Genomic DNA, 24,260 nt, shown 5'->3' on the forward strand with positions numbered 1-24,260 from the left:
GTTTTAATTAAATACTTGATTTAGCACCTGCAGAGATTTCGGTTTTTTGAAGTCAGACAGATGTAGTTCAAAATAAAATAGTAGGGAGTTCAACAATGACTGCCTTTGCTGAGAGCCCATTTTTATGGTATTTAACTCATCAAATTTGATGCCCAACAACTGTTTCAAGAGCATTAAGTTTTCTCCTGAAATGGTATATTGTGTTTGTGGCTTTAATTCAAAACTTCCGGTGCTTAAATTGAAATATGGGTAATTTAACTGAGAAATGTCTGGATAAAAACCTAAGTGCTTGCTGAGCTCCAATAAAAACAACAAGTGAAAATTAGCAAAATCCGTTTCATGGTCCAGCCATTGCAAGGTAGTTTCTAAAAATTCATACAGTGATAAATTGCTTTCTTCCTCTTTTAAGGTGGATGCCAAAACTTCAGACAAAAACATCACAATGGCACCTTTCAAGATATTGGTATGCATGCTGTGATAGGGCACGCTCAATTTGACGTCTGTTATGAAATGTAAGGAATGGTTGGCTTTGTAGTTTTCTTCAATTTCCAATTGTGAAAGTGGCTGGTAATAGGCAATTTTGGAATTGCTGCGCTTGCTTTTCAAAATCCCCCGTAATAAGTAACTCACCACACCCCTATTTTTGGTGTAGCATTTTACAATCACATCATGGTCTCCATATTTTATTTTGGAAAGTACAATAGCATTGGTTTTAACTAACATCGTTTTATGGGTAAAACTATTATCTGATGATCAACAATTTTAAAACCTTGGTTTCAAAAGATTCCAGATCAGAAATTAAAATAAGATAGACACCGGAAGCGACAATATTATTGGCGAGATTTTTACCGTTCCAGATGGCCGTGCCGCCATCAATGGCAAAATTGTTATTGGAACGAGACGCTCTTAAATTGACTCTTGACTGTGCTTCAGCAACAAGATTCCCTTCAATATCTGTGATTTTGATATTGACATTTTCAGTAATACCCTTAATTTTAACGCCTTTATTGATGTCGTTTAAATTGTTGGCGCCAAGAACATCGTATTCTGGCCTTACCGGGTTAGGATACACATAGGCACTTGCCAATTCTTCTTTGGGGTCTGAACCGCCAGAATTAAACGAAACAAGGCCTTTCTCTGTTGCAATGTAGACTTTGCCGTTTTGGGCATCTATAGAAATGTCTTTTATAAAATTGGACGGTAAGGGCGAATTAGTTGTAGTAAAGTGATAGATGGTCTCTTGACCGTCTGGAGAAAAATAAAAAACCCCGGCATCAAGCGTGCCTATCCATTTATTATTGGAACCGTCTATCTTAATATCTGTAATGAATTGGTTAGACAGCAATTCTTGAGGGATCCCATCATCAAGCACCACAATTTCCCTAACAGTTGGGTTGGGCTCTTCAAAAAAGCTACTCGTATTGTAAAGCACTCTCAATCCTTTGATAGTACCAAGCCAAAGTTGATTATTATTATCAACAGCCACTGCCGTTACGACACTTGAAGGCATGTTCTGGTCTTCAGAATTTAAGTTTCTAATGCTATTGCCGTTCTCATTGTACCCTATAATGCCTTTGAAAAATGAACCTATCCACTTGGTGCCATTTCTATCAATGGCAATATCCCCAAATCCTAGCTCATCAACAAAAGCATCTGGTATAATTTCACTAAAACTATAACCTTTCCACTCACCAGTACTAGGATTATAAGATTTTAAACCTTTATCAACACGACATGTTAAGGTCCATAACAAACCATTTCTATCAAATATAGAACCTGTTTGTCTTACTGAAATTTCATTGGGAGCAGATGGAACAACCAACGATTCCAGCGCACTATTGGTATGATCCAAAAGAAGGGTTGGAACCTCATCGTTAAGTTCAAGAACACCTTGATGACAGGCGCTAATAAAAACTTGAGAAGGCTTGAACGGATTAACCGCAACATAATTTAAATTTTTGGCAGTTAATAGACTGTCATAAGGGGTGTTTTTCCAATTTTCCTCAACTAAATGACTAAGGCCAAAACTGCGCAAAGGAAAAGGATTATAGGAAACTGTATAATCGCCATAAGTCACCCACAAATCACCATTTCCTGCTTCAATTTTAAAAGCATCATTCATCAGTGGGCCTTCTGGCCTTACCACTTCAAAATTACTGGGGTTTGAGAAGGTCGTTTTCATAACGCCAAAACTGCTAGTCCCTAAAAACATGGTGTTTTCAGCAACTGTGGCACTAGTAAATTGTGTGTCAAACTCAGAGGTTAGTACTGCTGTGGCCAGAGTTGTAAAACTGCTGTTGTACACATAAACATTAGTTTCGGTAGTCACAACCAAATTCCCATTTGCCGTTTTCGTATCTAAAGGTAAGCCAGAATAGGTAAATAACGCGGTGAAGGTTCCATTTGAAATTTCATAAATAACCTGATTGGTTTTTATAGCATACAGGCGATTTTCAACACTTTCGACTGCCACAAAATTACCATCCCCCAAGGTTTGCCATTGCTGATAATCAATCAGATTTGGATTGGAAAGATCTGCTACTTTTATGGCATTATTATCTCCGCAGGCCGCATAAATTGAATTATTTAAAATAGTTGTTTGTTCAACCCTTATTTGACTTCCACCGCTTCCAATAAAATAGGAATCGCCAAATTCCAATCGCTCCAAATTGTAAACGGAAACGCCATAATCAGTAGAAATATAGACGCGACCATTATCAACGTTAAAATGGTTAATGCGTTTGAGGTTTGGAGGAATCGTTTGTTTATCAACAATATCAACTACTGATAAGATTTTATTTTCAGATCCAGAAACAATTTCAATAAGGCCGTTCGCATATCCTATCAACAGGGCTTGGTAAGTTTCATTGTACGCAATTGTGGTGATGGTTTGTCCTGACAAACCTTCTATGGTAGTGATTGTTTCTAATTCTTTAGTTGTTAGATCATAGGTAAAAACGGCATTTTCTGAAGCGCCATATACTTTGGTAGTGCTTACAACAACATCCTTAATATTATAATATGAAAAATAACCCTGCCATAAAGCTGAAAAATCCTGCGCATGGGATGACAGTACAAAAAAAACTAGAAATATAAGGGTCGTAATCTGTTTTATCATAGCTTAATAGTAGCGATTAAAGATATTTATTACTAACGACATTTTTACCTTATTCATATATTAAGAACAGCAAAAAGGCTTCTGTAAATTGATAGAGAAGCCTTTTTTATTTAATTTTTAGAATTTATTATACAACACCCTGCGCCAACATTGCATCGGCTATTTTAACAAAGCCCGCTATGTTTGCTCCTTTTACGTAATCAATATATCCATTGTCCTGTTTGCCATAAGTAACGCAAGAATGGTGGATGTTATTCATAATTTCATATAATCTGCTATCCACTTTTTCTCTTTCCCAATTGAGACGTAAAGAGTTTTGACTCATTTCCAATCCGGAAGTTGACACGCCACCAGCATTTGAAGCTTTTCCTGGAGCAAATAATACCATTGCTTTCTGGAACGCCATTATGGCCTCCGGAGTACATGGCATGTTAGCACCTTCTGCAACAGCCATCACATTATTTTTGATAAGAATATTTGCTTCGTCCTCATTCAATTCATTTTGTGTGGCACATGGTAGGGCAATGTCACACTTTGTGTTCCAAGGACGTCCTTCATGAAACGATGCTGATTGGTAATGGTCAGCAAATTCACTTATTCTTCCTCGTTTTACATTTTTAAGATCCATAATAAATGCCAATTTTTCAGCATCAATACCTTCAGGATCATAAATATACCCAGACGAATCAGACATGGTTACAACTTTCGCTCCTAACTCAGTAGCCTTCTCACACGCATATTGTGCCACATTTCCTGATCCTGAAATTGTTATTGTCTTACCTTCTAAAGTGTCGTTTTGCGTCTCCAACATATGTTTAACAAAATACACACAACCGTAACCTGTAGATTCTGTCCTAATTAAAGAGCCGCCATATGACAGTCCTTTACCCGTCAAGATTCCGGTAAACTCATTGCGTATTTTTTTGTATTGGCCAAACATATACCCAATTTCACGAGCCCCAACGCCTATATCTCCAGCGGGAACATCAGTATTTGCACCTATGTGGCGGTATAATTCATTCATGAATGATTGGCAAAAATGCATCACTTCATTATCACTCTTACCCTTTGGGTCAAAATCAGAACCTCCTTTGCCACCACCCATGGGTAATGTGGTAAGTGAGTTCTTAAACATTTGTTCAAAACCCAAAAACTTAAGAATACTCAAATTTACGGAGGGGTGAAAGCGCAGTCCACCTTTATAAGGGCCTATGGCCGAATTGAACTCAACCCTTATGCCTCTATTTACTTGAATTTTACCATGATCATCTACCCAAGGCACTCTAAAGATAATGGTGCGCTCTGGCTCCACCATACGCTCAAGCAACATTTTTCCCTGATATCTAGGATTGGCTTCGATAAAAGGAATTACGGTTTCTGCAACTTCGTGCACTGCTTGTAAAAATTCTGGTTCGTGAGCATTATTTTTTTTCACAAACTCTAAAAAAGAATCAATCTTGTCTTTCATGTATTAGCTTATTAAGAATCAATATAATATTTGGTGATTCAAAGATACAATATCTTGAGGTTTTTATGACAATTTTCAATTATCTCTAATGGTGTCTCAAAAATTTAGGTGATGGTATTGAATTCTAAATACATATAACATTATAACTAGAGGATATTTAAGATGACGTATTTTTTTTCCAAATTCATAACAGAATAAATGGAATTTTACAACTTTCACGATATGAATCTTTTGTTTGGTAGTTAAGTCAGTTTTCATATATTTGTTGACACCAACAACATAAATGAGACACAAGCACATGACGCTTATTTTAAAACAGCTACTATTTATATCTGTCTTGTTTTTAGGTATTTCAACCAGTTTTGCACAGTTTAATTTCTCAAATGAATTAGGGGTCATTTTTGGTCCTGTAGCACTTCAATCTGATTTTGGTGAACGCAGAGATTTTGAAACCAATGCAGGTAATACGGGAATTGGAATTGGATTTGTACATTTTATGAATTTCGAATATACAAGGGGATATAGTCAATATTCTTATTTCAAAGATCATTTTAGGGTACGCAGCGAACTTTCTTGGAACAAGACCAAACTCAATCACTTTGGTGAATGGGTAGATCCTTCCAAAACAAGCGCAAATGCCGATAAATTAAGAGCCCATTCCGGTGAAAGCAACAATCTTGATATTGGTATGCAGTTAGAGTATTTTCCTTTTAGCATGAGGGAGTTTTCATATGAGATCAATACTTTGGCTCCCTTTGTGAGTTTGGGGGCGCATTTGACCTCATATAATCCTAAGGTGTCTACAACCTATGATGATGGAAACCCAACAAACTTGAATAATTATTTTGATCCTTGGCACTTAAATTCCAATGGATCTGTGAAGGACACTGACTTTATAAAATTTCAAAGTGGCGCCGTATTTTCAATTGTGGGAAGTATTGGTACTCGCTACAAACTAACAGCTTTGTCAGATTTAATGTTGGATTTAAGACTACAATACTATTTCAACGATTCTATTGATGGACTAGACCATAAATTAGCCTCAAACCAATCTAATGACTATTTGATATGGCTGAATTTCGGTTATATCTTTTACTTCGAGTAAGAACGCACTTCAATATAATAAAAAGATTGAGGTTGAAATTTGTCTATTTTGCTGATTCCATAGCCTATTTTTTACCCTATCGCCTGTTTCAAATCGGCAATTAAATCTTCCTCATCCTCAATCCCAACGCTCAATCTTATCAAAGAATCTACAACTCCAATTTTTTCACGTTCCTCTTTAGGGATGCTCGCATGTGTCATACTCGCTGGATGTCCCGCAAGAGACTCTACCCCACCTAAGGATTCTGCTAAAGTGAAGACTTTCAGTTTTTCAACAATTTTGATTGCTAATTCATAGTCATTCCCTTTAGTGGTAAAAGATACCATTCCTCCAAAATCCTTCATTTGCGCTTTTGCAATCCCGTGGTTGGGATGGTCTTCAAAACCGGGCCAATATACCTTTTCTATTTTTGGGTGATTCTTCAAATATTCAGCAACTACTTTTCCATTTTCACAATGGCGCTGCATACGGATGTGCAACGTTTTAATACCTCGTAAAACCAAGAAACTATCTTGAGGCCCGCAAATTGCCCCACTCGCATTTTGGATAAAATACAATTTCTCTGCGAGGTCTTTATCTTTTACAACAAGTGCGCCCATAACCACATCACTGTGGCCGCCTAAGTATTTAGTGGCAGAGTGCATCACAATATCAGCACCCAAATCTAATGGCTGTTGTAAATAAGGAGTAGCGAACGTATTATCAACCGCTAAAAGAATGCGGTGTTTTTTCGCAACTTCGGCGCATGCTTTAATATCAATAATAGTCATCATGGGATTGGTGGGCGTTTCCACCCAAATCAGCTTGGTGTTCTTAGTGACATAAGATTCTATTTCTGAAGCATTCTCCATACCAACAAAATGGAATTTGATTCCGAAACCTTCAAATATTTTTGTGAATAATCTATACGTTCCACCATAAAGATCACTTGTAGAGATCACCTCATCTCCAGGCTTTAAAAGTTTCATCACCGCATCAATAGCGGCCAATCCGGACCCAAAAGCCAAACCGTGCGTTCCATTTTCAATGCTCGCAAATGAATTTTCTAAAGCAGTACGCGTCGGATTCCCACTTCTTGAATATCCATAACCTTTATGCCCGCCAGGAGTGGATTGTGCATAAGTTGATGTTTGATATATAGGAGGCATTACAGCCCCATAAGCTTTGTCATGTTCTTGGTTACCGTGAATGGTCTTGGTGTTGAATTTCATAACCTATCATTTTATTGATAACAAATTTAACCTTTAACTCGTTGGTTACAAAAGGATGTAATACCTTTATTGAATGTTTAACAAATCCCCGAAAACCTTGAAAAAAATAAGTTCTTTCCTGATGATGGCCTTACTTATAGTGTCCTGTAATGAAGACGTCAAATTAACTTTCGAAACCCAGCATATTGAAAAATCTTCAGATGCCTTCATTGCCATCAACTATCCAAAAGCGATGGGTACAAAGGCTGTTACAGAAAAGATCAATCAGCAGATTGAGCACGTGATTGCGAATGAAATGAACATGGCCGATACTCCTGAAAATGACATCTCAATTTCTCAAGCTGTTTCACAATTTGACAATGAATACAAAACCTTTAAACAAGATTTTCAGGATACCAACCAGCAATGGGAAGTAGACGTTGAGGGGAAGGTTCTTTATGAATCTCCAGAAGTGATCTCCATCAGCCTTCAATCTTATATCGATACTGGAGGCGCACACGGCAATACTAGAATTACTTATTTAAATTTTAATCCGGAAACGGGGGCTCTTTTGGAGCAAAATGACATCATCAGCAATCTAACCGAATTTAAAAAAATTGCTCAAAAGGCTTTCAAGGAACAAACAAAGCCTAAAGATAACGACGAGACCATTGAAGATTTTTTCTTCGGTGAGGAATTTCAATTGCCTGAGAATATCGGATTCACAAAAGATGGTTTGTTGTTGCTCTATAACAATTATGAGATTGCGTCATATGCCCAAGGGGTAACAAAAGTCGTTATGGCTTATGATGATATCAGAGGTTTTCTGAAGGTGAATCCTTAATATTGGCTGTCAATTTTTTGATAATCGGTCCCACAGTTAACCCTTGTCCGACTACTGAAAAAATGACCAAAATATAGGTAACCACAAGAAATAATTCTCGATACATTGCCTGTGAAAGCGACAAGGCCAAAGCAATTGAAATGCCTCCTCGCAATCCACCCCAAGTCATAATCAGATTTGTTTTTGGTACAAAATCCAATCGTTTTGCAAAGAATTTTATGGGTAGCCATAATGAGGCGTATCGACATACCAGCACAATAGGTATGGCAATCACACCTGCTAAAATATAATTGGTTTCAAATTTTAAAATCAGCATTTCCATACCTATTAACACAAATAGAACAGTGTTGAGCAAAACATCTACAAGTTCCCAAAACCGATCTACATAACTCTCTGTCTTTTCTGACATGGCAGCATTTCTGACAATATCATTCCCTACAAACAACCCCGCAGTTACCATGGCCAATGGTGCGGAAAGATGTAATTTTTGGGCCACCAAGGTTCCACCCATTACCGCAGCTATGGTAATAATGACCTCTACTTCATAATCGTCAATGGCCTTCAACAATTTGTACGTGACGTAGCCCAAAATCAATCCTAATGTGATCCCTCCCAAGACCTCCTGAGCGAACAGTTTTAAAATTGGCAACGGTTCTAAACCTGCTCCTGGAGAGGACGCAATTGAGAAGATGGTCAGGAATACAACCACTCCTACGCCATCATTAAAGAGAGATTCACCTACAATTTTTGTCTCCAATCTTTTGGGTGCATTTGCTTTTTTCAAAATACCAAGCACAGCAATAGGGTCTGTTGGCGAAATTAAAGATCCAAATAACAGACAATATATAAAATCTACTTGAACTCCTAAAAAAGGCAGGAGCGCATACATCAATATCCCCACCAAAAATGTAGAAGTCAACACTCCTAAGGTCGCAAAAACTATCACAGGTGCACGCTGTGCCCGCAACTCTTCAAAATTAGTATGTAGGGCGCCAGCAAAGAGCAAAAAACTCAGCATAATATCAAGCAACACCGTTTTAAAATCAATTTGCTCAATAAGTTGCCGCTCTTCCATTAATAAGGTGTCATTGAATTGCCCGACCATAACCAGGACCAACGTAAAAATGATGGTAATAACCATTAAGCCTATGGTTGTAGGCAACTTCAAAAAACGAACGTTAATAAATCCGAAAATAGCAGACAGTACCATTAAAATTGAAATAATAGCGTAGTAATCCATGAACTATATTTTAGGCATTAAGATCAATTTTAAGGTCCGATCCAGACTATGCAATTTTCCTTAAAAATACCTATTTTTCATGTGAAATCCTTTTAACTTGCATCGCAAACCGATTGTTTTGAAAAAAATATACTATTTAAAAACCTGTAGCACCTGTGTCAGGATTGTCAAAACCCTAGATCTGCCTTCCGATTTTATCTTTCAAGATATTAAGAATGAAGAAATTACGCCAGCTCAACTTAAAGACCTCCACAAATTATCTGGCAGTTATGAGGCCTTATTCAGCAAACGTGCACAACGCTACAAAGCATTGAAACTTAAAGACCAAAATTTGACAGAGCAGGATTTTGAAAATTATATTCTTGAACATTATACCTTTTTGAGCAGACCTGTTGTGGTTTACAACGATCAAATTTTTATTGGCAACAGTTCCAAAACCGTAGAAGCTGCCAAAAAAGCCATTCATGAAAATTAGAACACTTGCGCTACTTGCTGTACTTGTTGTGCAATTACTTTATGGTTTAAATTACACCCTGGCCAAAGACGTCATGGTAGGCGGCCATGTCAAGCCTTTCGGGTTTATTGTGCTAAGGGTGGCGGGAGCTACCATATTATTTTGGCTTTTGAGTTTTTTAGGTCCAAAAGAGAAAATAGATAAACGAGATTATATCCGTTTTTTTATAGCCGCTATTTTTGGAATTGCTATTAACATGCTCCTATTTTTCAAAGGTTTGCAGCTTACCACGCCAATACACGCCTCGGTCATTGCCACCATATCACCTATTTTAGTCTTGATCATGTCTGCTTTTTTTTTAAAGGAAAAAGTAACCTCATTAAAAATTTTAGGAGTGATTTTTGGATTTACAGGGGCCATCATTCTGACCGTTTATGGCAAATCATTGCGTGCGGCCGATAATGTCCCACTTGGCAATGCGCTGGTGATGGTCAATGCCATTTCCTACAGTATTTATATTGTTCTCATCAAAAGGCTTACAGATAAATACCATCCCCTTACCTTTATCAAATGGTTATTCCTTTTTGGACTAATCATGGTGCTGCCTTTTGGCTATTCTGAAGTCATGGAAATTGACTTACAAACATTCACACCATTTGTCACCTTTGAAGTGCTATTTGTAATCATTGGGGCTACGTTTGGAACTTACCTTCTAAACCCTTTGGCTTTGAGACATTTAAAGGCCTCAACCGTTACCATTTTTATTTATATACAGCCGGTAGTTGCAGGCGTAGTGTCCATTATGATGGGAAGTGACTACTTGGGAACTGTAAAAATCATCGCCACCTGCCTAATCTTTCTGGGCGTCTATTTAGTCACCAAGAGGCCGAAAATTTCAGCTTAAATCAATCGGTTTTTTACCAAATTTTCGGGTGTCGTCTTTAGTCAAAATTTTAAAATCTTTAGATTTCGGGAAGGTCTTCATTTCCTCCAAAAATTCTGCTGGCAGAGGTGTCAATCCGCGCGACTTTAAATTGATCCAAGCCCCCATAAGCTCACAGGTCGCTAAATTTTCTCCTTTCTGATTGTATATATTATGTTCAATCCCAAAGAACATGCCGTCAGCGCTCAGGCCTGTAACTTCGAGACTCACTCGAATAGGAGTTCCTAAAAATGCTTCTTTAAAATAGTAGATGTGCTCATAAAAAATAACGGGACTAATCTGAAATTTAGCAAGATTGGACAACGAAAACTTATGGTCTTCAAAAAATGCCACACGGGTATGGCTCATAAAGTTAACATAAGCGGAATTGGCCAAATGTCTGTTGGCATCAACATCACTCCAGCGTATTTCAAAATCTTTTAGATACATATTTTTTTAAATTATAGATGATAGAATTTAGATTATAGACGGGTTTTACCACATTGAAAAATCTCTAGGGTTCAAAACCTCGTTTTTTCTACTGTTTGAAAGAATGCAAATCTAAGAATTTTAATCTCTTTGTTACAATTCCAACAGCTTATAAACCTGTTAAAACTGATGATTTTTAGTACCTTTGTGCAACTTTTAAAATAAGTCTATGATACAATCCATGACAGGGTATGGAAAATCTGTAATACAGCTTCCTACTAAAAAAATATCCATAGAGGTGAAGTCGCTTAACAGCAAAAACCTTGACCTGAATACCAGAATGCCTTCTTTGTACAGAGAAAAAGAACTGGACATCCGTAAACTGATTGCCTCAAAATTGGAACGCGGCAAGGTGGATTTTTCATTATACATGGAGATTACTGGCGAAGAAACCTCAACTCAAATCAATAAAACGGTTGTGAAACAATACATCAAACAATTGAAAGAGGTGGTTGACGGTGATGAAACTGAATTGCTCAAAATGGCCATCCGATTACCAGATGCCATAACTACGGAGCGTGATGAGATGGATGAAGATGAATGGGAAGAAATTGCTGCAGAAATCAATACGGCTTTGGAGAGAATACTTCAATACCGCTTGGATGAAGGCCAAAGCTTGGAGTCTGAATTTCTTGATCGGGTTAAAAACATTGCAGATCTTTTAGAAGATGTCATTGCTATGGATCCTGAGCGTATAGAAGGTGTTAGAGAACGTTTACAAAAAGGTGTTTCTGAATTGAAGGAAAAAGTAGATGAAAACCGCTTTGAACAAGAGTTGGTATTTTACATCGAAAAATTTGACATTACTGAAGAAAAAGTACGCCTAAAAAATCATTTGGATTATTTTATTTCAGCGCTAAATAGCGACGATTCCAACGGAAAGAAATTAGGATTTATCAGTCAGGAAATGGGCCGTGAAATCAACACTATTGGTTCAAAAAGCAATTATGCGCCAATGCAAAAATTGGTCGTCCAAATGAAGGACGAACTAGAAAAAATTAAAGAACAGTTGTTAAATGTGCTTTAAAAGATAAAAGAATATAGATAATAGACTGACTACAATAAAAGCATATTCGTGACAAAAATTAACGACATCACCAACCAAGGCAAACTCATTGTATTCTCAGCCCCTTCTGGCTCAGGTAAAACGACACTTGTAAGACATTTACTCAAGCAACAAGAGCTCAATTTGGAGTTCTCCATCTCGGCAACTTCCAGAGAAAAACGAGACAATGAAACAGACGGCAAAGATTATTACTTTTTAGACACCCAAGCTTTTAAAAACCGCATTAAAAATGACGAGTTTTTAGAATGGGAAGAAGTTTATCGTGACAATTTTTATGGCACCTTAAAAACCGAAGTCAAACGCATTTGGGCAAAAGGCAAAAATGTTATATTTGATATTGATGTCTCGGGAGGCTTACGTATCAAACGCAAATTTCCTGAGCAAACTATTGCCATTTTTGTAAAACCGCCTAGTATCGACGAATTAAAGATCCGGTTAAAAAAGCGTCAAACCGAAAGTAACGATAAAATTAATATGCGTATTGCGAAAGCTTCCGCAGAATTGGCTACAGCTCCCTTATTTGATGTCATCGTTGTAAATGATGATCTCGACAAGGCCATTGCTGAGTCTTACAAATTGGTGTCTGATTTTGTAAATACCCCTGAGAAATGAAAATCGGTCTGTATTTTGGCACTTTCAATCCCATTCACATTGGCCATTTGATCATTGCCAACCATATGGCAGAATATAGTAATCTTGACCAAATATGGTTTGTGGTCACTCCTCAAAGTCCGTTCAAGGTAAAAGCGACAATGCTTGCTAATCACGACCGGCTAGAACTGGTGTACCGCGCCACAGAAGATTACGATAAATTGCGACCAAGTGATATTGAATTTGGGTTGCCACAACCTAATTACACCATCAATACCCTCACCCATTTACAAGAAAAATATCCTAAATATGAGTTTTCCTTGATTATGGGCGAAGACAATCTTAAAAGTCTTCATAAATGGAAAAATTATGAATTGATCTTGGCCAACCATCATCTTTATGTGTATCCAAGAATATCAGAAGGTGTGATTGAAACCCAATTTGACGAGCATCCTAAAATCCATCGTGTGTCGGCTCCCATTATGGAATTGTCTTCCACGTTTATAAGAAAATCTATCAAGAAAGGCAAAAACGTCAGACCCATGTTACCTGAACACGTTTGGGAATATGTGGATGAGATGAATTTTTACAGGTCATAAATAAATCCCTGCGAAAGCAGGGATCTCATGAAAAGATTATCGATTTTGAATTATAGCCAAATGCTTCATATCCGATAGAGGTTAAAACCCTCTCAGCTATTGAAAACCTGAGAGGGTTAAATTCATCCTCAGAAAACATCCAAATTCAATAGATTAACATTTCAGAGAAAAAACCACCTTCCCTTTTTTCGAGGCAAAGTGTTCTTAAACTCATAAAAAGACTCAAAGGCGGAAAAGCTCTAGATCATAATACAAAGATCTTAGTCACTGAATTTCAAAAAATATCCAAATCAAAAATTCCTTCCCATTTTTCAAGGGAAGGTGGATTTAAGCTCAGCAAAGAGCTTAACGGAAGGGTTTTAAATTACAAAACAGGAATCATAATCGTATTCAACTCGTCTTTACAAATCGTAATATCAGATTGGATTCCACAAGTGTTAGAGTTCTCCGTTCCCATAAACAGATGCTGGTAGTAAACAATGCCATCTAATAAATTGCTTTTAAAGGCTGTCCATTTCTTTACGTTTTTAGTCGATAATTCGTCTGTAAAAGTCGCAATATCATTTTTCAAATACTCCACATACATTTTTAATTCCTTTACAAACATATTGGGCCTGTATGCTTCTGAAAGCACCGACGCTTTTCCGTAAATATGTCCCACCATTTGAGGTAACGAGACTTCTTTATCAAAATAAGCTAAATTGGGCCCTGGACAAATGACCACACCTTGCTGCTGCCCTTTAATAGGAATTTCATTTTCAAGATAAGAGGCGTTGGCCAAACCAACACAAAGACAGGCTTTTTCAGTGATCTTGTTTTTAGCCATTTCATAATAGGAAGAGGTCATTGTTCCTTTTTTTGTGTCGAGCGCTTCCAACTTTACATCCTGATATTTTTTTGAAGCCGTACAGATCCCTTCAGGTCCAAACTCCTTGCTCAAGGCCAGAAACTTCTTAGGACAGGAACTTCCAGCTTTATGGTTATCAATCCGGTTTTGTTTATAAAATTCATTTGAGGTTCCTTTTAAGGTATTGAAAGGCACACCTAAAGGCGAAATATTACTCAAATATAAATCAGATTCTTTAGCCTCTGCCAAAAGCTTTCGCGTTTCATTATCAACAGATGTTGCTTCTGGAACCAGCAAGAACGGACTGCCCCAACCTACAGAGTCTACATGATAATTATGGATTAAAAATTCGTGCTCGGCCGCTGTTCCAACACCGCCTTGGACCGTAATTTTTATTTCCAAAGGTTTTTCAGGAACAGGGATCTCTTTATCAGCGAGCGCCTTAAGAAAAACGGCATGGGTATCTTCTATTAATTCTGATTTTTTCGTTTTAAACTCTTCCAAAATTGGACCCAATAAATAGCCTTCAGTAGCAAATGCATGTCCGCCGCAATTCAAGCCAGATTCTACCCGGTACTCTGAAACCCACAGCCCTTTTTTAGCCAAAAATTTTCCTTGGATAATTGCTGAACGGAAATCGCTCACCTTTAATATAATTTTCTTTTTTAATCGGTTATGGGTGTCAGGATAAAAATCTTTGAAGTTCTCAAAATAGCTATATAATCTTGGATTCATTCCTGCGGAAAGCACAACGGACGACTCCAGGTTGCTATTGGCAAAACCCCGAAGAGACGCATGTGCATCGTTAAATTCAATAGGTAACTGTTCAGATCCCTTAAAATTATCCTTGTCAATTTTGGTCATGATGTTGACATCAATTTCACCAGCAGACAAATGCTCATCAATATAATTTTTAATAGATTCCTTTATGAGCATCCCTTCTTCCACCATTTTTGATAGCCCCTCTTTTATGCTGGACTTATTTGGGAGCATGCTTATAAAGTTTTCAAGAGCAGACTTACTTTCTGATAGTTCTTCTTTAAATCTCCCAAACTTATCTTTAACGATGGTATCCACCAAATTCAAATAGGCCGTGATACGTTTGGCACGATAATCCTCAACTTTTTTGGAAATTTCTTGATAGGGTAAACTGAATTTCTCGCTATAAAAAGCATTCATTTTCTCTAAGAGATCATCGTCAATAATGGAAATGACGGAGGAAATACCGTATTGTGCAACACGAATGGGACTATCTATAGTATAAGCTAAACCCATCACCGGAATATGAAAACTATGGGCTGGTTTGGTGGCTATATTCATTGACTTTTTTTAAAATAATTAAGCCCCAAATATAAAAAACCAGACAAACCCAAAAGATGACAATTGTCATGCCTTCTTACGTTTTATTGGAATAACTTAGGAGATTTAGTTCGGTTTAAATTGTGAGTGTATTCGTGAAAATGCTTTCAGATTTGAAAAGAGCTTGGAGCTAGTTAAAACCTCTCAGGTTTTGAAAACCTGAGAGGTTTGGCGAACTACTAAATATATTCAACACGACCTCATCTTCTGCTTCTCTCTAGAAGCAGAATCCACTCCTCCTTCAAAGTAGCAAAATTTAAGTTTAAGCTAAATTTTTAAAGACATCCGAAGCAAAAACATTCCTTCCCTTTTTTCAAGTGAAGGTAGAATTGAGCTCATAAAAGAGCTTAGAGACGGAAGGGTTATTGTATCTGACTATAAAAAAATAAACCAACTTCTCATGAGACACCTGCCTTCGCAGGTGCTAGAAATGATAAAACGCATTCTCATAATGGGTCAATTCTTCTTTGGTTTTATTCTTCAGCACCGCAATAATATCAAATCGAGATTCCTGCTCAATATCATTTTCAACTATAAAAGCATCCATCGCTTTAACCAATAATTTGATTTTACTCGGCGTGACGAAATCCTGTGGATCCCCAAAAAAGTCAGAATTTCGGGTTTTGACTTCCACACAAATCATCATATTGTTATGCTTCGCAATGATATCAATTTCAGCTTTTTGATAAAAATAGTTTTTGCACACAATCTCATACCCTTTTGAGAGCAGGTATTCAGCGGCAAGTTTTTCGCCTACTTTACCAAGTTCGTTGTGGTGTGCCATGGTAAATGAGTTTTCAGTGTTCAGCCTTCAGTTGGCAGTCGGCAGTCGGCTGTGTTCAGTTGGCAGAAAAAGAACTACATTTTGAATTTTATAGTTGAGGACTCTTTACTTACTGAAAGTTCAATAGGGCGTCCAAGGATCAAAGCCCTATTATCATCTTCATGCCCCGCAGGCATCTCAAATGCAATTGGAAAATTGTATTCAGACAAGGCGTCCAGAATCAATTGCTCCATAGAACTTCCCCAAGGCGTTGTGTTTGTTCTAACTTTAGAAAAATCGCCCACAATCACCCCTTTACAATTGTCAAAAAATCCAGCACGTTTTAAACTTTGCAGCATGCGGTCCACACTATAGGCGTATTCTCCAACTTCTTCTATAAACAGAATTTTTCCGGAGACATCAATATTGGTTTTAGAACCCAACATACTATACAATAAACTCAAATTACCGCCAACCAAAGGTCCCGAGGCTGTTCCTACTTTATTGTATCCTGAACCTTCCAAGGTGTAGGCCAGAGGTTTCCCAAAAAGAGCATCCTTAAAGGTGGCAACCGTTTCTTTGATCTCGTCCAAATCTTCTACAACACTTACCGCCATCATGGCGTGCATGGACTCAAAACCCTCCACATTCAACTGGTTATGCAAGGCGGTGATATCAGAATAGCCAATCACCCATTTCGGTTTCTTTCTAAATTTAGTGTAGTCCAACTTGTCCAAAATTCTCACCGTTCCGTAACCACCTCGTCCCGTCCAAATAGCACTAATGCTTGGGTCATCCATCGCATTCTGAAAATCAGCACAACGCTGAGCATCAGTTCCTGCAAAATGATTGCCGTCAGCAAATAAATGATCGCCTAACACCGTGTGCAAACCCCAGCTGCTCATCAAATCTTGAGCACGTTGGATATCTGCTTGTCGGTTTTTTAAAATTCCAGAAGGTGCCACAATGGCAACCGTGTCTCCCGCTTTTAAATATGCAGGACGCACCAATGTATGTGGTTTCATAGATGACGAGGTTTCTTGCGAATAGAACTTCTGAGATCCAAGAACCAAAACTAAGCAAGTTAATACGAGTGTAAATGTGATTTTCGACATAATGTAAAAGTACATTTTTTTTCTAAATCGAGGTCAAAATGTGTACTTTTGTGGGGTCTTTAAGAAGATATTTGTCTTCATTTCAGAATACTTTCAAAACTTTAAAACCCATGAATAAAATAAGATATATTGGCTTAGCAGTTTTAATTATCGGACTTGTCTTTCAATTTACTATGGACAACGACGCCATCGATTTTATTCCTGGACTTCTAATTGGTTTGGGTATTGGATTACTACTTACGGGTAAAATAAGAACATCTGCATCTTAACAAAGCTATGGATTTTAACAATTTTTCATAGTCTAGAATCCTTTCGATTCTGAAACATTGAACAACTAAACAGCGCTCTCGACAGTATTTGAGACGATATATTAAAACACATGAATCAACCAAAAAGATATACCATTACCGCCGCATTACCTTATACCAACGGACCTATCCATATTGGCCATTTGGCTGGTGTGTATGTGCCTGCCGATATTTATGCACGCTATTTAAGATTGATTGGAAAGGACGTGGCATTTATCTGCGGAAGCGATGAACACGGTGTACCCATTACCATAAAAGCAAAAAAAGAAGGCGTCACTCCGCAAGATATTGTGGATAAATATCACGCCATCATCAAGACCTCCTTCGAAGATTTTGGGATTAGTTTTGATAATTATTCGCGCACCTCAGCGAAGATCCATCATGAAACCGCTCAGGAATTTTTCAAAACCCTGTATGATAAAGGCGAGTTTATTGAGGAAGTCACCGAGCAACTTTATGATGAAGAAGCCGATCAGTTTTTAGCCGATCGTTTTGTTACGGGAACCTGTCCAAAATGTGGCAATGAGGAAGCTTACGGCGACCAGTGTGAAAAATGTGGCAGCAGCTTGAATGCTACAGATTTGATCAACCCTAAATCGGCCATCACCGGCAACGTACCTACTTTAAAACGGACCAAGCACTGGTTTTTACCTTTAGATAAGCATGAAGCGTTCTTGAAAGAATGGATCCTGGAAGGTCATAAAAAAGACTGGAAACCTAATGTTTACGGACAAGTTAAATCGTGGATTGACGATGGCTTACGCCCAAGAGCAGTGACCAGAGATTTAGATTGGGGAATTCCGGTACCTGTTGCCGATGCTGAAGGCAAAGTGTTGTATGTGTGGTTTGATGCGCCAATTGGTTATATTTCTTCTACCAAGGAATGGGCAGATCGGGTTGGAAAAGATTGGGAACCGTATTGGAAGGATCAAGACACGAAATTGGTCCATTTTATCGGGAAAGACAATATTGTATTTCATTGCATCATTTTCCCCGCGATGTTAAAAGCGGAAGGCTCTTATATTCTACCAGATAACGTTCCAGCAAATGAATTCTTGAATTTAGAAGGCAATAAACTTTCCACTTCAAAAAATTGGGCGGTTTGGCTGCCAGAATATTTAGAAGATTTTCCAAACCAGCAAGATGTGCTGCGCTATGCATTGACCGCTAACGCTCCTGAAACGAAAGATAACGATTTTACATGGAAAGATTTTCAGGCCAGAAACAATAATGAATTGGTGGCCATTTTTGGAAATTTCATCAATCGTGTGGTTGTGTTAACTGATAAATATTACGACGGCGTCGTCCCTGAAGCCTCAGAATTTAGCGCTGTTGATGAGGAAACTTTGGCCGCATTAAAAGCATATCCAGAGGTGATTGCAAGTTCTATTGAGCGCTACCGTTTTAGAGAAGCGAGTCAGGAACTGCTGAATTTAGCCAGATTGGGCAATAAGTATTTGGCTGATGAAGAACCATGGAAATTGGTTAAGACAGATGAAACGCGCACCAAAACTGTCATGTTTGTGGCGCTTCAAATCGCAGCTGCCTTGGCAACCTTGAGTGCCCCATTTTTGCCATTTACTTCTGATAAATTGAAAACCATTTTAAATAGCAATTCCAACGGTGATGACAATTCATGGCATGATGTTTCCTCCAAAAAAGTATTACTTCCTGCAGGGCACGCTATTGGAAAAGCAGAGCTGCTATTTTCAAAAATTGAAGATGACGCCATCCAAAAACAATTGGATAAACTGGTGGCTAGCAAAAAAGCAAATGAGGCCGCTAACAAAAAGTTAGAACCTCAAAAGGAAACCATCACTTTTGAAGATTTTTCAAAGTTAGATATGCGCGTGGGCACTATAATAGAAGCCGAAAAAATGCCAAAAGCCAATAAATTATTGGTCTTAAAAGTAGATACAGGTATTGATGTACGCACTATAGTTTCAGGCATTGCTGAGAGTTTCACTGCAGAGGAAGTGATTGGAAAACGCGTTACGGTTTTGGTCAATTTGGCACCTAGAGCATTGAGAGGTGTTGAAAGCCAGGGGATGATTTTGATGACAGAATCTGAAGATGGGAAATTGGTTTTTGTAAATCCTGATACGTCAACTGCTGCTAACGTGCCTAACGGATTGCATATTAGCTAAATTAATGTCATTAAGCAATACCCCGTATGCTTTTGAAATTAACTTGAAACAGTTTACTATCTTTAAAAACATAATCCTTAATTACATACGCCATGAAATACGTTCTAAGTTTATCATTAGTGATTTGTCTCGTTCTTTTTAATTGCAAATCTCAAGACGCCAAGCAAATGTCTGCAAACAAATTTGAGACACAATTGATTGGTACAAAATGGGTATTGACCAAACTTAATAAAGACCTAGTCAATCTCACCAGTCCTGAGCTCGAGCAACCTTTTATTAAGCTCACCGCTAAAGATTATGGTGTGGGCGGCAACGGTGGCTGCAATGCATTTGGAGGCACATTTACTTTAAAAGAAAACCAACACATTGAGTTCTCTCAACTATTGGCGACTATGAGATACTGCGATGATAATGGCATTGAACGCGTCTTTATGGGTAATTTGCAAAAAGCAAGTAGCTACACCATTACCAATAATATCTTGACTTTTAAAGACGAAAACGGCTATATTTTAGCGACGTTTAAGGCTACGAAATAAAAAAAGCAATAGCGAGAACACCTTGTTAAGATTCATCTAAAACCTTTCTAGTGTCGTCAAACTTCAATAGATTTCCTAGATCAAAACCCCAAAAACATGAAGACTACACTTATAAATAGCCTCTGCATAACTCTTGTACTATTGTTTACAAGTTGCAATTCTGAAAAGAAAAAAGAGACTCAAATAGAGGGTTCCCAAATGGAAGCCATGTCAGATAATAGCATGACCTCCTTAGATTGGGGAGGCACTTATGAAGGCCAATTGCCCTGTGCAGATTGTGAGGGCATTAAAACTATTGTGACCATCAATCAAGACAACACCTATGTGATGAAGGAAACCTATTTGGGAAAAAATGCTACACCAAATGAATCTAAAGGCACCTTCAAATGGGATGATCAAGGCCAACGCATTATTTTTTCGGACAGCAAGAGAAACCCTTATTTTGTTGGCGAAAACACATTAACGCATTTGGACAAAGATGGCAACAAAATTTCTGGAGATATGAAAGCCCAATATGTTTTGAAGAAAGTCAACGACAAATTGGTAGGTGAAAAATGGCATTTGGTATCTTTTAAAGGGGAAGAAATACAACTTAAAGAAGCAAAGTCTGAACATGCCTACATTGAGTTCAATGAGAATTTTACAATTTTAGGCTACACAGGTTGCAACAATTTACAGGGCGCCTACAAATTAGAAGATGCACAAAAAATAAAATTCTCACAATTGATTAACACCCTAAAAGCCTGTCCGGAAATCGAAACGGAAAACGAATTTTTAAAAACTATAAACTCAACAGCTTCTTATGCTTTTGAAGATCATGCTTTGGTGATGTATGACAAGGAACATCAAAAATTAGCAACATTTAAGGCAGCCAATTAAACCAAAACATCATAAAAATAGACTTAAGAACTGTTTGAAACCTCAAACAGTTTTTTTTATCTTCCTATCTTTACAACCAATATTTAAAGCGTGCCCATGCCATTGATTTCTTATATTATTTCGCAAACAAAACTGCCGGAAACCTCAGTCAAAAACACGGTTCAATTATTGAATGAAGATGCGACCATCCCGTTTATTTCGCGCTATCGGAAAGAACGCACAGGCAATCTGGATGAAGTTCAAATTGGCGATATTGTAAAATATAAGGAACAGTTTGAAGCGCTTGAAAAGCGAAAAACAGCCATCCTAAAAGCGATTGAAGAACAGGGTGCGTTAACACCAGAATTAAAACAAAAAATAGAAGCACTTCAAGATTTAACAGCCCTTGAAGATCTGTACTTACCCTTCAAAAAAAGCAGAAAAACCAAAGCAGACACGGCACGACAAAACGGCTTGGAGCCTTTGGCCAAAATCATTATGTCGCAAAATGCTACGGATGTAGAATCGCTTGCTTATAAATATATAAAAGGTGATATCGCTTCCGCAGAAGATGCTCTGGAAGGCGCACGCCATATCATTGCAGAATGGATCAATGAGCGTACCGATGTTAGAAACAACATTCGTCAGCAATTGGAACGCTTTGCGATGATTGCCACCAAAGTTGTCAAGTCGAAATCAGAGGATGACAACGCCCAGAAATTCCGAGATTATTTTGATTGGGAAGAATCTTTAAGTCGAATTCCCTCCCACAGACTTTTGGCCATCTTGCGTGCCGAAAGTGAAGGATTTATCAAATTCAAAATTGCGATTGATGATGACACGGCACTCTCTAAAATTGAAGATCGCATCCTTCGCTCTAACAATGAATGTTCTCAACACATTCAAATGGCCATTCAAGACGCCTACAAACGGTTATTGTTGCCTTCCCTTTCAAACGAAGCACTTCAAAATGCAAAAACAAAAGCAGATGAAGCCGCAATTTCAGTTTTCGCAAAAAATTTGAAACAATTGCTTTTAGGTTCACCTTTGGGAGAAAAACGCATTCTCGCCATTGATCCTGGTTTTAGATCGGGGTGTAAAGTGGTGTGTCTCGATGCACAGGGCGGCTTGCTCTATAATGAAACCATTTATCCGCATCCACCAAAAAATGATACCATTGGTGCCATAAAAAAAATAAGTTCTTTAACTGAGGCCTATCAGATTGAAGCCATTGCAATAGGCAACGGAACGGCATCTAGAGAAACTGAAGCTTTTATCCGGAAAATCAGGTTCAAAAATGACATACAAGTGTTTGTGGTCAGTGAAGCTGGCGCCAGTATTTATTCGGCATCCAAAATTGCGCGTGATGAATTTCCTAATTACGATGTCACAGTCCGTGGATCGGTTTCTATCGGAAGGCGACTCCAAGATCCCTTGGCCGAACTGGTAAAAATTGACGCCAAATCTATTGGTGTTGGGCAATACCAACATGATGTGGATCAAACCAAACTCCAAAAAGAATTGGATATTGTGGTCGAAAGTTGCGTCAATGCGGTTGGCGTCAACCTCAATACCGCAAGTGCCAGTCTGTTGAGCTATGTCTCCGGTATCGGCCCAAAATTGGCTGAGAATATCGTGAAGTACCGTGATGAACACGGCGCGTTTTCCTCAAGAAGCGCTATCAAAAAAGTGCCACGCTTAGGCGATAAAGCTTTTGAGCAAGGGGCCGGATTTTTAAGGGTCAAATCAATCAAAAATCCTTTGGACGATAGTGCAGTACATCCTGAAAGTTATGCGATAGTTGAAAAAATGGCGAAAGACTTGGGCCAGAATGTCTCCGATTTGATTGGAAACAAAACTGAACTCCAAAAATTAAATTTACAAAACTACTGTACAGACAGCGTTGGGTTGCCAACACTTCAAGACATTATTAGAGAATTGGAAAAACCAGGTTTGGATATTCGAGAGCAAGCCAAGGTATTTACCTTCAACCAAAATATCAAAACCATTAGTGATGTGCAGGAAGGACAGTTGCTTCCGGGTATTGTCAATAATGTCACCAATTTTGGCGCTTTTGTAGACATTGGCATCAAAGAAAGTGGCTTGATCCATGTCTCCAATCTCTCCGATACTTTTGTTAGTGATGTTAATGCACATGTGTCCTTACACCAACAAGTTATCGTAAAGGTTTTGGATGTTGATATTCCGCGGAAGCGCATCCAACTCAAGTTGCACAAGTAAACGTTTATTGGAGTTCTTTGCCTACGAGATAAGTGGTATATCCAATAAAAATCAATAACAATACCGCAGATTGCCAACGTTCCAACGTTTTCTTTTTGCCCGTGAACATTGCGAGAAATAAAAACAGGGTCCCTCCCAACAGAAGATAAATATCCATATTAAAAACAGGGCTAAATGCAATTGGCCGCACCAAAGAACTCACGGAGAGAATTAGAAAAATATTGAAAATGTTAGAGCCGATAATATTCCCAATAGCGATATCACTGTTCTTTTTCAGCGCCGCAACAACAGAGGTCATCAACTCTGGTAGGGAGGTTCCTGCGGCTATTATAGTCAGTCCGATTATTTTTTCACTCACGCCCAAATCACTGGCTATGGTGACCGCATTGTCAACAATCAATTTCCCGCCAATAACCAAACCTATTAGTCCTAAAACAATGTAACCCCATATTTTAGTATTGGATGCTGTAACGACCACTGCTTCAGCAACTGTCTCATCAGTTTTCATTTGCTTATAAACATAAAACAAGAACAGAAAAAACAACGACAGCAAAATAAGCCCATCAATTCTCGATAAGCCCATATCACCAATGAAATACCCATTGGCCAGCACCAAGAAGACAATAGCCGCCACAAAAGAAATGGGAATCTCTTTCCAAACTGTTGAAGATTGCACGGCAATTGGAAAAATAAGACCTACAATCCCCAGAATCATAAACAGGTTAAAATTATTGCTGCCAATGATATTGCCCAAAACAATATCAGAATGATTTTCATAGGACGCCACGGTATTCACCACCAATTCTGGAGCAGAAGTTCCAAAGGCCACAATGGTCAGACCGATGACCAAATCAGGAATTTTATTCTTTCTAGCCAACAGCGTAGAGCCATTGACCATCCAATCCGCACCTTTTATTAAGAATACAAAACCTAAAATGACAAGAAAAACAGAGAGCAACATAGTGTGTTTTTTTTGTCAAATGTAGAAGATTATATGATA

General features: G+C 38.1%; 22 protein-coding genes. 12 read left to right on the forward strand and 10 right to left on the reverse strand.

Features of this window, described 5'->3' with window-relative positions:
• Positions 1–3: 3 nt before the first annotated feature.
• From recO to gdhA, 3 genes are all read right to left on the reverse strand, one after another.
• Positions 4–723, reverse strand: a complete 720-nt coding sequence (gene recO, locus A9996_RS06030; RefSeq protein ID WP_066432258.1) for a DNA repair protein RecO — start codon at positions 721–723, stop codon at positions 4–6.
• Between the two features lie 19 nt (positions 724–742).
• Entirely contained in the window at positions 743–3,118 is a 2,376-nt protein-coding gene (gene porZ, locus A9996_RS06035) for a type IX secretion system anionic LPS delivery protein PorZ (protein WP_066432260.1), read from the reverse strand.
• 127 nt (positions 3,119–3,245) lie between these two features.
• Complete coding sequence (gdhA, locus tag A9996_RS06040; protein ID WP_066432262.1) at positions 3,246–4,586, reverse strand: NADP-specific glutamate dehydrogenase; 1,341 nt, start codon at positions 4,584–4,586, stop codon at positions 3,246–3,248.
• A 298-nt stretch (positions 4,587–4,884) separates the two neighbouring features.
• Between gdhA and A9996_RS06045 the strand changes: the two genes are divergently transcribed.
• Complete coding sequence (locus A9996_RS06045) at positions 4,885–5,691, forward strand: THC0290_0291 family protein (RefSeq protein ID WP_066432459.1); 807 nt, start codon at positions 4,885–4,887, stop codon at positions 5,689–5,691.
• Positions 5,692–5,762: 71 nt separating this feature from the next.
• On the opposite strand, the gene A9996_RS06050 is transcribed toward A9996_RS06045, so the two are convergent.
• Positions 5,763–6,902, reverse strand: a complete 1,140-nt coding sequence (locus A9996_RS06050) for a cystathionine gamma-synthase (protein WP_066432264.1) — start codon at positions 6,900–6,902, stop codon at positions 5,763–5,765.
• A 97-nt stretch (positions 6,903–6,999) separates the two neighbouring features.
• On the opposite strand from A9996_RS06050, the gene A9996_RS06055 reads away from it, so the two are divergent.
• Positions 7,000–7,725, forward strand: a complete 726-nt coding sequence (locus A9996_RS06055) for a DUF3298 and DUF4163 domain-containing protein (RefSeq protein ID WP_169817240.1) — start codon at positions 7,000–7,002, stop codon at positions 7,723–7,725.
• On the opposite strand, the gene A9996_RS06060 is transcribed toward A9996_RS06055, so the two are convergent.
• Positions 7,697–8,965 carry a cation:proton antiporter gene (locus A9996_RS06060; protein ID WP_066432266.1) on the reverse strand — a complete coding sequence of 423 codons (1,269 nt, stop codon included), beginning with the start codon at positions 8,963–8,965 and terminating at the stop codon, positions 7,697–7,699. The genes A9996_RS06055 and A9996_RS06060 overlap by 29 nt on opposite strands.
• 118 nt (positions 8,966–9,083) lie before the next feature.
• On the opposite strand from A9996_RS06060, the gene A9996_RS06065 reads away from it, so the two are divergent.
• Complete coding sequence (locus A9996_RS06065; protein WP_066432463.1) at positions 9,084–9,440, forward strand: arsenate reductase family protein; 357 nt, start codon at positions 9,084–9,086, stop codon at positions 9,438–9,440.
• Entirely contained in the window at positions 9,430–10,323 is an 894-nt protein-coding gene (locus tag A9996_RS06070; protein ID WP_066432272.1) for a DMT family transporter, read from the forward strand. Before A9996_RS06065 ends, A9996_RS06070 begins: the two co-directional genes overlap by 11 nt.
• Here A9996_RS06070 and A9996_RS06075 read toward each other — a convergent pair.
• On the reverse strand, positions 10,315–10,791 hold the full coding sequence (locus tag A9996_RS06075; RefSeq protein WP_066432273.1) for an acyl-CoA thioesterase: 477 nt from the start codon (positions 10,789–10,791) through the stop codon (positions 10,315–10,317). The two genes, A9996_RS06070 and A9996_RS06075, sit on opposite strands and share 9 nt — an antisense overlap.
• 208 nt (positions 10,792–10,999) lie before the next feature.
• Between A9996_RS06075 and A9996_RS06080 the strand changes: the two genes are divergently transcribed.
• From A9996_RS06080 to nadD, 3 genes are read left to right on the forward strand one after another with little or no spacing between them, the layout of a single operon-like run.
• Positions 11,000–11,857, forward strand: a complete 858-nt coding sequence (locus tag A9996_RS06080) for a YicC/YloC family endoribonuclease (protein WP_066432276.1) — start codon at positions 11,000–11,002, stop codon at positions 11,855–11,857.
• A 48-nt stretch (positions 11,858–11,905) separates the two neighbouring features.
• Entirely contained in the window at positions 11,906–12,508 is a 603-nt protein-coding gene (gmk, locus tag A9996_RS06085) for a guanylate kinase (protein WP_211272633.1), read from the forward strand.
• Positions 12,505–13,086 (forward strand): nicotinate (nicotinamide) nucleotide adenylyltransferase, encoded by a 582-nt coding sequence (gene nadD, locus A9996_RS06090; RefSeq protein ID WP_066432277.1) that lies wholly within the window; start codon positions 12,505–12,507, stop codon positions 13,084–13,086. Before gmk ends, nadD begins: the two co-directional genes overlap by 4 nt.
• Before the next feature lie 364 nt (positions 13,087–13,450).
• Here nadD and A9996_RS06095 read toward each other — a convergent pair whose 3' ends face one another.
• The 3 genes from A9996_RS06095 to A9996_RS06105 all read right to left on the reverse strand — a co-directional run bounded on the left by A9996_RS06095 (position 13,451) and on the right by A9996_RS06105 (position 17,080).
• The gene (locus A9996_RS06095) at positions 13,451–15,253 is read right to left on the reverse strand and encodes a hypothetical protein (protein ID WP_245905304.1); all 1,803 of its coding nucleotides are present in this window, start codon (positions 15,251–15,253) and stop codon (positions 13,451–13,453) included.
• A 463-nt stretch (positions 15,254–15,716) separates the two neighbouring features.
• Positions 15,717–16,076 (reverse strand): YraN family protein, encoded by a 360-nt coding sequence (locus A9996_RS06100; protein WP_066432278.1) that lies wholly within the window; start codon positions 16,074–16,076, stop codon positions 15,717–15,719.
• Positions 16,077–16,150: 74 nt separating this feature from the next.
• On the reverse strand, positions 16,151–17,080 hold the full coding sequence (locus A9996_RS06105) for a S66 peptidase family protein (protein WP_066432279.1): 930 nt from the start codon (positions 17,078–17,080) through the stop codon (positions 16,151–16,153).
• Between the two features lie 200 nt (positions 17,081–17,280).
• On the opposite strand from A9996_RS06105, the gene A9996_RS06110 reads away from it, so the two are divergent.
• The 5 genes from A9996_RS06110 to A9996_RS06130 all read left to right on the forward strand — a co-directional run bounded on the left by A9996_RS06110 (position 17,281) and on the right by A9996_RS06130 (position 23,260).
• Entirely contained in the window at positions 17,281–17,439 is a 159-nt protein-coding gene (locus tag A9996_RS06110) for a hypothetical protein (protein ID WP_157487185.1), read from the forward strand.
• A gap of 110 nt (positions 17,440–17,549) precedes the next feature.
• A complete protein-coding gene (metG, locus tag A9996_RS06115) occupies positions 17,550–19,625 on the forward strand; it encodes a methionine--tRNA ligase (RefSeq protein ID WP_066432284.1) in 2,076 nt (691 codons plus the stop codon).
• Between the two features lie 92 nt (positions 19,626–19,717).
• A complete protein-coding gene (locus tag A9996_RS06120) occupies positions 19,718–20,161 on the forward strand; it encodes an META domain-containing protein (RefSeq protein ID WP_083993867.1) in 444 nt (147 codons plus the stop codon).
• A 96-nt stretch (positions 20,162–20,257) separates the two neighbouring features.
• A complete protein-coding gene (locus tag A9996_RS06125; protein WP_066432290.1) occupies positions 20,258–21,040 on the forward strand; it encodes a copper resistance protein NlpE N-terminal domain-containing protein in 783 nt (260 codons plus the stop codon).
• 96 nt (positions 21,041–21,136) lie between these two features.
• The gene (locus tag A9996_RS06130; protein ID WP_066432292.1) at positions 21,137–23,260 is read left to right on the forward strand and encodes a Tex family protein; all 2,124 of its coding nucleotides are present in this window, start codon (positions 21,137–21,139) and stop codon (positions 23,258–23,260) included.
• A 4-nt stretch (positions 23,261–23,264) separates the two neighbouring features.
• Here the strand turns inward: A9996_RS06130 and A9996_RS06135 are convergent, their stop codons facing one another.
• The gene (locus A9996_RS06135; protein ID WP_066432294.1) at positions 23,265–24,221 is read right to left on the reverse strand and encodes a calcium/sodium antiporter; all 957 of its coding nucleotides are present in this window, start codon (positions 24,219–24,221) and stop codon (positions 23,265–23,267) included.
• Between the last annotated feature and the right edge of the window lie 39 nt (positions 24,222–24,260).

This window comes from Gelidibacter algens (genome assembly GCF_001678675.1).
Classification (GTDB): domain Bacteria; phylum Bacteroidota; class Bacteroidia; order Flavobacteriales; family Flavobacteriaceae; genus Gelidibacter; species Gelidibacter algens.

What these genes read in the sequence shown, in the direction of transcription:
- recO (WP_066432258.1), bottom strand. Translation starts at nt 723, where the DNA reads ATGTTAGTTAAAACCAATGCTATTGTACTTTCCAAAATAAAATATGGA.
- porZ (WP_066432260.1), bottom strand. Translation starts at nt 3,118, where the DNA reads ATGATAAAACAGATTACGACCCTTATATTTCTAGTTTTTTTTGTACTG.
- gdhA (WP_066432262.1), bottom strand. Translation starts at nt 4,586, where the DNA reads ATGAAAGACAAGATTGATTCTTTTTTAGAGTTTGTGAAAAAAAATAAT.
- A9996_RS06045 (WP_066432459.1), top strand. Translation starts at nt 4,885, where the DNA reads ATGACGCTTATTTTAAAACAGCTACTATTTATATCTGTCTTGTTTTTA.
- A9996_RS06050 (WP_066432264.1), bottom strand. Translation starts at nt 6,902, where the DNA reads ATGAAATTCAACACCAAGACCATTCACGGTAACCAAGAACATGACAAA.
- A9996_RS06060 (WP_066432266.1), bottom strand. Translation starts at nt 8,965, where the DNA reads ATGGATTACTACGCTATTATTTCAATTTTAATGGTACTGTCTGCTATT.
- A9996_RS06070 (WP_066432272.1), top strand. Translation starts at nt 9,430, where the DNA reads ATGAAAATTAGAACACTTGCGCTACTTGCTGTACTTGTTGTGCAATTA.
- A9996_RS06075 (WP_066432273.1), bottom strand. Translation starts at nt 10,791, where the DNA reads ATGTATCTAAAAGATTTTGAAATACGCTGGAGTGATGTTGATGCCAAC.
- A9996_RS06080 (WP_066432276.1), top strand. Translation starts at nt 11,000, where the DNA reads ATGATACAATCCATGACAGGGTATGGAAAATCTGTAATACAGCTTCCT.
- nadD (WP_066432277.1), top strand. Translation starts at nt 12,505, where the DNA reads ATGAAAATCGGTCTGTATTTTGGCACTTTCAATCCCATTCACATTGGC.
- A9996_RS06095 (WP_245905304.1), bottom strand. Translation starts at nt 15,253, where the DNA reads ATGAATATAGCCACCAAACCAGCCCATAGTTTTCATATTCCGGTGATG.
- A9996_RS06100 (WP_066432278.1), bottom strand. Translation starts at nt 16,076, where the DNA reads ATGGCACACCACAACGAACTTGGTAAAGTAGGCGAAAAACTTGCCGCT.
- A9996_RS06105 (WP_066432279.1), bottom strand. Translation starts at nt 17,080, where the DNA reads ATGAAACCACATACATTGGTGCGTCCTGCATATTTAAAAGCGGGAGAC.
- A9996_RS06110 (WP_157487185.1), top strand. Translation starts at nt 17,281, where the DNA reads ATGAATAAAATAAGATATATTGGCTTAGCAGTTTTAATTATCGGACTT.
- metG (WP_066432284.1), top strand. Translation starts at nt 17,550, where the DNA reads ATGAATCAACCAAAAAGATATACCATTACCGCCGCATTACCTTATACC.
- A9996_RS06120 (WP_083993867.1), top strand. Translation starts at nt 19,718, where the DNA reads ATGAAATACGTTCTAAGTTTATCATTAGTGATTTGTCTCGTTCTTTTT.
- A9996_RS06125 (WP_066432290.1), top strand. Translation starts at nt 20,258, where the DNA reads ATGAAGACTACACTTATAAATAGCCTCTGCATAACTCTTGTACTATTG.
- A9996_RS06130 (WP_066432292.1), top strand. Translation starts at nt 21,137, where the DNA reads ATGCCATTGATTTCTTATATTATTTCGCAAACAAAACTGCCGGAAACC.
- A9996_RS06135 (WP_066432294.1), bottom strand. Translation starts at nt 24,221, where the DNA reads ATGTTGCTCTCTGTTTTTCTTGTCATTTTAGGTTTTGTATTCTTAATA.